The sequence below is a fragment of the Pseudomonas sp. 43mfcvi1.1 genome, assembly GCF_900115935.1.
Lineage (GTDB): Bacteria > Pseudomonadota > Gammaproteobacteria > Pseudomonadales > Pseudomonadaceae > Aquipseudomonas > Aquipseudomonas bijieensis.
On record NZ_UETT01000005.1, the window covers coordinates 434441 to 440722 of the forward strand.

The following is a 6282-nucleotide window of genomic DNA, read 5'->3' on the forward strand; positions in this document are numbered from 1 at the left end:
TTGAACGAAAAGGCGCGCAGGCACTTTTCGTTCAAAGCCTAGAGTAGATGCAGGCTGCAAACAGCCTGCAAAAATTTTCGAAAATACGCCGCAGGAGAGATTCGCAATGGCTCAGCAGGGCAGTGGTTATCAGGCTCGCTATAAACGCATTCTACTCAAGCTTAGCGGCGAGGCCCTGATGGGCTCGGAAGAGTTCGGGATCGATCCGAAAGTGCTGGATCGCATGGCCCTGGAAGTTGGCCAGTTAGTCGGGATCGGCGTGCAGGTCGGCCTGGTCATCGGCGGCGGCAACCTGTTCCGCGGCGCAGCGCTGAGCGCGGCCGGCATGGATCGGGTCACAGGCGACCACATGGGCATGCTGGCCACTGTGATGAACGCCCTGGCTATGCGTGACGCGCTGGAGCGTGCCAATATCTCGGCCATCGTGATGTCGGCCATTTCCATGGTTGGCGTGACCGATCACTACGACCGCCGCAAAGCCATGCGCCACCTCAACTCCAAGGAAGTGGTGATTTTTGCCGCCGGTACCGGTAATCCGTTCTTCACCACGGATTCGGCCGCCTGCCTGCGAGCGATCGAGATCGATGCCGATGTCGTGCTCAAGGCAACCAAGGTCGATGGCGTCTATACCGCTGACCCGTTCAAGGACCCGCATGCCGAGAAGTTCGATCATCTGACCTACGATGAAGTGCTGGATCGCAAGCTGGGTGTAATGGATCTGACGGCTATCTGCCTGTGCCGCGACCACAAGATGCCGTTGCGCGTCTTTAACATGAACAAGCCCGGTGCCCTGCTGAATATCGTCCATGGTGGCGCCGAAGGAACACTGATCGAGGAAGTTCAACAATGATCAACGAAATCAAGAAAGACGCTGAACAGCGCATGCAGAAATCCCTGGAGTCCCTGGCGCACAACTTCGGTCGCATCCGCACCGGCCAGGCACACCCGAGCATCCTTGAGGGCGTGATGGTGCCGTACTACGGCGCTGACACCCCGATCAAGCAGGTGGCCAACATCACCGTCAAGGACGCTCGTACCCTGCAGGTCGTAGCCTTTGAACGCAATATGCTGGGCGCGGTCGACAAGGCCATTGGCAGTGCCGGCCTGAACCTGAACCCGACCAACCTGGGTGAACTGCTGCTGATCTCCATGCCGGCCCTGACCGAGGAAACCCGCAGGGGCTTCACCAAGCAGGCACGTGATGTGGCTGAAGATGCCCGTGTTGCCGTACGCAACATCCGTCGCGATGCCAACAGCCAGCTCAAGGACCTGGTCAAGGAAAAGGAAATCAGCGAAGACGAAGAGCGCCGCGCCACAGGTGAGATTGACGACCTGACCAAGAAATACGTGGCTAAGATCGACGCGGATTTGGCGCAGAAAGAAAAAGACCTGATGGCCGTATAAGGGTCTCGTTTTCATGGAAAAGACCAAGCAGGCCGTGCCGTTCGCGGTGCCGCGCCACGTGGCGATCATCATGGACGGCAACAACCGCTGGGCCAAGAAGCGCTTTATGCCTGGCGTTGCCGGGCACAAGGCGGGGGTCGATGCGGTTCGTGCGGTCATCGAGGTGTGCGCCGAGGCAGGGGTCGAGGTGCTGACCCTGTTCGCCTTCTCCAGCGAGAACTGGCAGCGGCCGGCCGATGAAGTCAGCGCCTTGATGGATCTGTTCCTCAAGGCCCTGCGTCGTGAGGCCAAACGCCTCAACGACAACAAGATCAGCTTGCGCATCATCGGCGATCGTTCGCGTTTCCATCCCGAGTTGCAGGCTGCGATGCGCGAAGCCGAGGCCGCGACAGCGGGTGCCGATCGCTTTGTCCTGCAGATCGCCGCCAACTATGGCGGTCAGTGGGACATTGCCCAGGCTGCCCAGCGGTTGGCGCGGGAAGTCCAGGCTGGGCACCTGCGTCCGGAAGACATCACGCCGCAACTGTTGCAGACCTGCCTGGCGACCGGCGACCTGCCGTTGCCGGACCTGTGCATCCGTACCGGTGGCGAGCATCGCATCAGCAACTTCCTGCTCTGGCAGCTGGCTTATGCCGAGCTGTACTTCTCCGACCTGTTCTGGCCGGACTTCAAACACGAAGCCATGCGCACCGCGCTGGCCGATTTCGCTTCCCGTCAGCGTCGCTTCGGTAAAACGAGCGAGCAGATCGAAGCTGGAGCCCGGGTTTAATGCTCAAACAACGAATCATCACTGCCCTGATCCTGTTGCCCATTGCCCTGGGTGGTTTTTTCCTGCTCGAAGGCGCCAGTTTTGCGCTGTTCATCGGCCTGGTCGTGACCTTGGGGGCGTGGGAGTGGGCGTGGTTGGCGGGTTTTCCTGCGCAGTCGGCCCGCGTGGCTTACGCCGTGGCCGTGGCGGCCATGCTGTTCATCATGTACGTGGTGCCCGGCCTCGCGCCTTGGGTGCTGGGCGCTGCGGTGCTGTGGTGGGCGACAGCGACCTTCCTGGTCCTGACTTATCCGCGCACGACCCATCATTGGGCCAACGCAGCGACCAAGCTGGTGATCGGCCTGTTGATCCTGCTGCCGGCCTGGCAAGGGCTTATCTGGATCAAGCAAGGCCCACTGGGTAACTGGCAGATCATGGCCGTGATGGTGCTGGTCTGGGGGGCCGATGTTGGCGCCTATTTCTCCGGCAAGGCCTTCGGCAAGCGCAAGCTGGCGCCGAAAGTCAGTCCCGGCAAGAGTTGGGAGGGCGTCTATGGTGGCCTAGCCTTGAGTCTGGTGATCACCACCGTGGTCGGCTTCGTGCGGGACTGGACGGTGGCGCAACTGCTGATGGGGCTCATTGGTGCAGCCCTGATCGTATTTGTGTCCGTGGTCGGCGACCTGACCGAAAGCATGTTCAAGCGCCAATCCGGGATCAAGGACAGCAGTAACCTGTTGCCCGGTCACGGTGGCGTGCTGGACCGTATAGACAGTCTTACCGCCGCGATCCCGATCTTTGCCGTGCTGTTGTGGATGGCGGCATCGTGAGTCGCCCCCAACAGATCACCGTCCTTGGTGCGACCGGTTCGATCGGCCTGAGTACGCTTGACGTCATCGGCCGGCATCCGGAGCGTTACCAGGTGTTCGCCCTCAGCGGCTTCACGCGCTTGAGTGAATTGCTGGCATTGTGCATACGCCACACGCCACGGTTTGCCGTAGTGCCTGAGGTCGGCGTGGCGCGGGCGTTGCAGGACGATCTGCGCGCAGCCGGTTTGCACACTCGCGTGCTGGTGGGGGAGGAAGGGCTCTGCCAAGTGGCCTCAGACCCTGAAGTCGACGCCGTGATGGCGGCAATCGTCGGTGCGGCGGGCTTGCGTCCGACGCTGGCGGCGGTGGAGGCCGGCAAGAAGATCCTGCTGGCCAACAAAGAGGCGCTGGTGATGTCCGGCGCACTGTTCATGCAGGCCGTGCGCAAAAGCGGTTCGGTGTTGCTGCCCATCGACAGCGAGCACAATGCGATTTTCCAGTGCATGCCGCAGGACTTTTCCCGTGGCCTCGGTGCGGTGGGGGTCCGGCGGATTTTGCTGACAGCCTCCGGTGGTCCGTTCCGGCAGACGCCGCTGGAAGAATTGATGCATGTTTCACCCGAGCAGGCCTGTGCGCACCCGAACTGGTCCATGGGGCGCAAGATTTCCGTGGATTCGGCCAGCATGATGAACAAAGGCCTGGAGCTGATCGAGGCCTGCTGGCTATTCGATGCCAAGCCGTCCCAGGTCGAGGTGGTGATTCATCCCCAGAGCGTGATTCACTCCCTGGTGGACTACGTCGACGGTTCGGTACTGGCCCAGTTGGGCAACCCGGATATGCGCACCCCGATCGCCAATGCCCTGGCCTGGCCAGAGCGCATCGATTCGGGCGTTGCGCCGCTGGACCTGTTCGCCATCGCCCGCCTGGATTTCCAGGCCCCCGATGAGCAGCGTTTCCCTTGCCTGCGTCTGGCGCGCCAGGCGGCCGAGGCGGGCGACAGTGCCCCGGCCATGCTTAACGCCGCCAATGAAGTGGCGGTTGCAGCGTTTCTCGATGGACGTGTCCGTTACCTCGAGATCGCGAGTATCATCGAGGAAGTCTTGAATCTCGAGGCCGTGGTTTCGGTCGATGACCTCGATACAGTGTTTACGGCGGATGCCAGGGCTCGTGAGTTGGCGGGCCAATGGCTGCAGCGCCACGGGCGTTGAAGCTGCGATACGTTAGCCAGGGCTACCCTGGACAGGATTGCGGAGAAAACAGATGAGCGCGCTCTATATGATTGTCGGCACCCTGGTTGCCTTGGGGGTGTTGGTCACATTTCACGAATTCGGTCATTTCTGGGTCGCGCGTCGCTGTGGCGTCAAGGTCCTGCGTTTTTCCGTGGGCTTCGGCATGCCCTTGCTGCGCTGGCACGACAAGAAAGGCACCGAGTTCGTCGTGGCGGCCATCCCGCTGGGCGGCTACGTGAAAATGCTCGACGAGCGTGAAGGCGAAGTGCCTGCTGATCAGCTCGACCAATCCTTCAATCGCAAGACCGTCCGTCAGCGCATTGCCATCGTCGCGGCGGGGCCGATTGCCAACTTCCTGCTGGCCATGGTGTTTTTCTGGGCCCTGGCCATGCTGGGCAGCGAACAAGTACGTCCGGTTATCGGTGCGGTGGAGGCTGGCAGCGTTGCCGCCCGCGCCGGGTTGGGTGCCGGGCAGGAAATCGTCGCTATCGACGGCGAGCCGACGTCGGGCTGGGCTGCTGTCAATCTGCAACTGGTGCGGCGCCTGGGTGAGAGCGGTTCGTTGCAATTGATGGTGCGCGAGCAGGGCTCCACGGTGGATTCACCTCGCGAACTGGCATTGGATAACTGGCTCAAAGGTGCCGACGAGCCCGATCCGATCCGATCCCTGGGGATTCGGCCATGGCGGCCAGCGTTGCCACCGATACTCGCAGAACTCGACCCGAAAGGCCCGGCCCAGGCTGCTGGCCTGAAAACCGGCGATCGGTTGCTGGCACTCGATGGCCAGCCGGTCAGCGATTGGCAACAGGTGGTCGATTCGGTTCGCGTACGTCCTGATACCAAAATTGTGCTGCGCATCGAGCGCGACGGTGCTCCAATCGACGTCCCGGTGACCCTGGCCGCCCGTGGCGAAAGCAAGGCGCCGACCGGTTACCTGGGGGCGGGTGTCAAGGCGGTCGACTGGCCGCCGGAAATGATCCGCGAGGTCAGTTTCGGCCCTGTGGCGGCGATTGGCGAGGGTGCGCGTCGTACCTGGACCATGAGCGTCCTGACGCTGGACTCGCTCAAGAAAATGTTGTTCGGCGAGCTCTCGGTAAAAAACTTGAGTGGACCGATAACCATTGCTAAAGTGGCGGGCGCTTCTGCCCAGTCGGGCGTCGCTGATTTCCTGAATTTCCTTGCTTATCTGAGCATTAGCCTGGGGGTTCTGAATTTGCTGCCTATCCCGGTACTGGATGGGGGGCATCTGCTGTTTTATCTGATCGAGTGGGCGCGTGGTCGTCCCTTGTCGGATCGGGTGCAAGGTTGGGGGATACAGATCGGCATCAGCTTGGTGGTCGGGGTCATGTTGCTTGCCCTCGTCAACGATCTGGGTCGTCTGTAACGCTTCGCTGAATTGCGAATCTGCCGCATTTTGCGGCAGTTTGTTTATTGCCAGTTGGAATAAGAAAGGACTTCATGAAACGTCTGCTGCTAACTGCGGTTCTCACCGTATTGATGATCGCCGAAGTTCACGCCGAGTCCTTCACTATCTCTGATATTCGCGTCAATGGCCTCCAGCGGGTCTCCGCGGGTAGCGTCTTTGGTGCCTTGCCGTTGAACGTCGGCGAGCAGGCGGATGATCGGCGCCTGGTGGAATCCACTCGTGCGCTGTTCAAGACCGGCTTCTTTCAAGATATCCAACTGGGCCGTGACGGCAATGTCCTGGTCATCACTGTTGTCGAGCGTCCGTCGGTCGCCAGTATCGAGATCGAAGGCAACAAGGCGATCTCCACTGAAGACCTGATGAAGGGCCTCAAGCAGTCCGGCCTGGCCGAAGGCGAGATCTTCCAGCGCGCCACCCTCGAAGGTGTGCGTAACGAGCTGCAACGCCAGTACGTTGCCCAGGGCCGCTACTCGGCCACTGTCGACACCGAAGTGGTGCCGCAGCCGCGCAACCGCGTCGGCCTGAAGGTCAACATCAACGAAGGCACCGTGGCGGCCATCCAGCACATCAATGTGGTGGGCAACACGGTTTTCCCGGATGAAGACCTGATCGACCTGTTCGAACTCAAGACCACCAACTGGCTGTCGTTCTTCAAGAACGACGACAAGT

7 protein-coding genes are annotated in these 6282 nt (G+C 61.0%); all 7 read left to right on the forward strand.

All coding sequences use genetic code 11. The features are described from left to right. The first annotated feature begins 106 nt into the window (after positions 1-106). Entirely contained in the window at positions 107-850 is a 744-nt protein-coding gene (gene pyrH / locus DTP52_RS12940; protein ID WP_003198235.1) for a UMP kinase, read from the forward strand. Next, on the forward strand, positions 847-1404 hold the full coding sequence (frr, locus tag DTP52_RS12945) for a ribosome recycling factor (RefSeq protein WP_109753710.1): 558 nt from the start codon (positions 847-849) through the stop codon (positions 1402-1404). The genes pyrH and frr overlap by 4 nt, the downstream gene beginning before the upstream one ends. Positions 1405-1417: 13 nt before the next feature. After that, positions 1418-2173 (forward strand): polyprenyl diphosphate synthase, encoded by a 756-nt coding sequence (uppS, locus tag DTP52_RS12950; protein WP_109753711.1) that lies wholly within the window; start codon positions 1418-1420, stop codon positions 2171-2173. Next, a complete protein-coding gene (locus tag DTP52_RS12955) occupies positions 2173-2979 on the forward strand; it encodes a phosphatidate cytidylyltransferase (protein WP_109753712.1) in 807 nt (268 codons plus the stop codon). Before uppS ends, DTP52_RS12955 begins: the two co-directional genes overlap by 1 nt. Next, positions 2976-4166: a 1-deoxy-D-xylulose-5-phosphate reductoisomerase gene (gene ispC, locus DTP52_RS12960; protein ID WP_109753713.1), complete on the forward strand. Its 1191-nt coding sequence runs from the start codon at positions 2976-2978 to the stop codon at positions 4164-4166. Before DTP52_RS12955 ends, ispC begins: the two co-directional genes overlap by 4 nt. Positions 4167-4218: 52 nt before the next feature. Then, positions 4219-5571 carry a sigma E protease regulator RseP gene (rseP, locus tag DTP52_RS12965; protein ID WP_109753714.1) on the forward strand — a complete coding sequence of 451 codons (1353 nt, stop codon included), beginning with the start codon at positions 4219-4221 and terminating at the stop codon, positions 5569-5571. A gap of 74 nt (positions 5572-5645) precedes the next feature. Then, positions 5646-6282 (forward strand): POTRA domain-containing protein (locus tag DTP52_RS12970; protein ID WP_305887896.1); only part of this gene is annotated, 637 nt, incomplete at its 3' end.

What these genes read in the sequence shown, in the direction of transcription:
- pyrH (WP_003198235.1), top strand. Translation starts at nt 107, where the DNA reads ATGGCTCAGCAGGGCAGTGGTTATCAGGCTCGCTATAAACGCATTCTA.
- DTP52_RS12955 (WP_109753712.1), top strand. Translation starts at nt 2,173, where the DNA reads ATGCTCAAACAACGAATCATCACTGCCCTGATCCTGTTGCCCATTGCC.
- uppS (WP_109753711.1), top strand. Translation starts at nt 1,418, where the DNA reads ATGGAAAAGACCAAGCAGGCCGTGCCGTTCGCGGTGCCGCGCCACGTG.
- rseP (WP_109753714.1), top strand. Translation starts at nt 4,219, where the DNA reads ATGAGCGCGCTCTATATGATTGTCGGCACCCTGGTTGCCTTGGGGGTG.
- frr (WP_109753710.1), top strand. Translation starts at nt 847, where the DNA reads ATGATCAACGAAATCAAGAAAGACGCTGAACAGCGCATGCAGAAATCC.